3 protein-coding genes are annotated in these 2,210 nt (G+C 55.8%); 2 read left to right on the forward strand and 1 reads right to left on the reverse strand.

Annotation, left to right across the window (positions count from 1 at the left end):
• The coding region (locus tag P7F28_RS17170; protein WP_277185720.1) for a LysR family transcriptional regulator at window positions 1-397 on the reverse strand (397 nt) is incomplete at its 3' end.
• Between the two features lie 178 nt (window positions 398-575).
• Here P7F28_RS17170 and catA point away from each other — a divergent pair.
• Window positions 576-1,511 (forward strand): catechol 1,2-dioxygenase, encoded by a 936-nt coding sequence (catA, locus tag P7F28_RS17175; RefSeq protein ID WP_277185721.1) that lies wholly within the window; start codon window positions 576-578, stop codon window positions 1,509-1,511.
• Between the two features lie 111 nt (window positions 1,512-1,622).
• Window positions 1,623-2,210: Rieske 2Fe-2S domain-containing protein (locus P7F28_RS17180; RefSeq protein ID WP_277185722.1), on the forward strand; the 588-nt coding region annotated here is incomplete at its 3' end.

Consider the following 2,210-nt stretch of genomic DNA (forward strand, 5'->3'; position numbering starts at 1 on the left):
GAAGCTGGTCCATCATTGACATTTCGTGCAGGCTCAATTCGACGGTCGGGTTCTCATCGCGGAAACGGCGAATGATCTTGGGCAGCATGCCGTACAGCGTCGAGCCAACAAAACCAATCGACAGACTACGTTCGATATTACCGACTCGCCGCGTCATGGATTCGAGTTCGGACGTCTGCGCAAGCAGTTGCGCCGCGTGCGAATAAAAGAACTTGCCGGTCTCGGTAAGCTTGAGCGGACGGGAGTTACGCTCAAGCAACTGCACGCCCAAGGTCTCTTCCAATTGCTGTATTTGTCGGCTCAAAGGCGGCTGCGCGATATGCAGCCGCTCAGCCGCGCGCGTGAAATTCCGCTCCTCGGCCACCGCGACGAAATAGCGAAGATGCCGCAATTCCATTCTCTATACCTCTCAGATATAGCCCGATACTAAATCAGTGTTGGACTAGGCGTTCTTGCGTCCATTATTCTGCATTCACACTCTGTTTCAGCACCCGATTATACCTATCACACATATGAGAGACGGGCGTGAAGCAGGGGTTTACCCCACCAAAAATAGAGAGATTCAGGAGCAGACAATGAGCGTGAACGTGTTCGATTCGAAAGACGTGCAGGACTTGCTTAAGGCGGCTTCCAATATCGCAAGCGAGGATGGCAATGCGCGCGCCAAGCAGATTACGCATCGTCTGCTAAGCGACCTCTTTAAGGCCATCGACGATCTTGACATGACGCCCGACGAAATCTGGGCGGGCGTGCATTACTTCAACAAGCTCGGTCAGGATGGTGAAGCCGCATTGCTCGCGGCCGGTCTCGGCCTGGAAAAATACCTCGATATCCGCATGGATGCTGCCGATCGCGAAGCGGATATCAACGGTGGCACGCCGCGCACCATCGAAGGTCCGTTGTATGTGGCCGGTGCGCCGGTGCAAGACGGCATGGCGAAGATCGATCTGAATCCGGATGAAGATGCCGGTCCGCTGATCATTCGCGGCACGGTCACGAGTCGTGATGGCAAGCCAGTGGCAAACGCCGTGGTCGAATGCTGGCACGCGAATTCGAAGGGCTTTTACTCGCATTTCGATCCGACCGGCGTGCAGGACGATTTCAATCTGCGTGGCGCGGTAAAGACGGGCGCGGACGGCAAGTACGAATTCCGCACGCTTATGCCAGTGGGCTACGGTTGCCCGCCGCACGGTGCGACGCAGCAACTACTCGACACCCTCGCGCGTCATGGCAATCGCCCGGCGCACGTGCATTTCTTCGTTACCAGCGACAACACGCGCAAGCTCACCACGCAAATCAATATCGAAGGCGATCCGCTGATCTGGGATGACTTCGCTTACGCCACGCGTGAAGAACTGGTGCCGCATGTCGTCGATAAAACCGGTGGCAAAGCGCTCGGTCTTAAAGATGACGCTTATAAAGAGATCCAGTTCGATATCGAACTGACTCCGCTGGTTCAGGGCAAGGATAACCAGCTCGTGCATCGTCCGCGCGTTTCAGTCTCCGCGTAATCACGCATCAAGAGCGGCGACGCAAACGTCGCTCGCCGCTCGAATCTCCGTACACATCAATCGAACCGACGCACGGGCTTCGCTTACGAAGCCCGCGTAGGGAGAGCACTCATGTCCGCAATCATCGATAAAACCCGGCAGTTGGATGAACTGCTTCACAACGCTGTTCAGGACGACAAAGAAAGTGGTGTATTCCGCTGCCGCCGCGACATCTTCACGAACGCCGATCTGTTCGAACTGGAGATGAAGCATATCTTCGAAAGCAACTGGGTGTATCTCGCACACGAAAGTCAGATTCCGAACAATAACGATTACTACACCACGTGGATCGGTCGTCAGCCCATTGTGGTGACGCGCGACAAGACCGGTGACTTGCACGCAGTGATCAACGCCTGCGCGCATAAAGGCGCGATGCTGTGCCGCCGCAAGCACGGCAACAAAGGCAGCTTCACGTGCCCGTTTCACGGCTGGACCTTTGCGAACACCGGCAAGCTGCTGAAGGTGAAAGACGAGAAAACCACTGAATATCCGGTGCAATTCAACAAGCAAGGCTCGCACGATCTGCGCAAGGTCGCGCGCTTTCAGAGCTATCGCGGCTTTCTGTTCGGCAGCCTGAATGCCGATGTCATGCCGCTCGAAGATTATCTTGGCGAGACCAAGGTCATCATCGATCAGATCGTGGATCAGGCGCCGGAAGGA

Origin of the sequence: Caballeronia sp. BR00000012568055, from assembly GCF_029439455.1 — a bacterium.
In the GTDB taxonomy this organism is placed as follows: Bacteria; Pseudomonadota; Gammaproteobacteria; order Burkholderiales; family Burkholderiaceae; genus Caballeronia.

What these genes read in the sequence shown, in the direction of transcription:
- catA (WP_277185721.1), top strand. Translation starts at nt 576, where the DNA reads ATGAGCGTGAACGTGTTCGATTCGAAAGACGTGCAGGACTTGCTTAAG.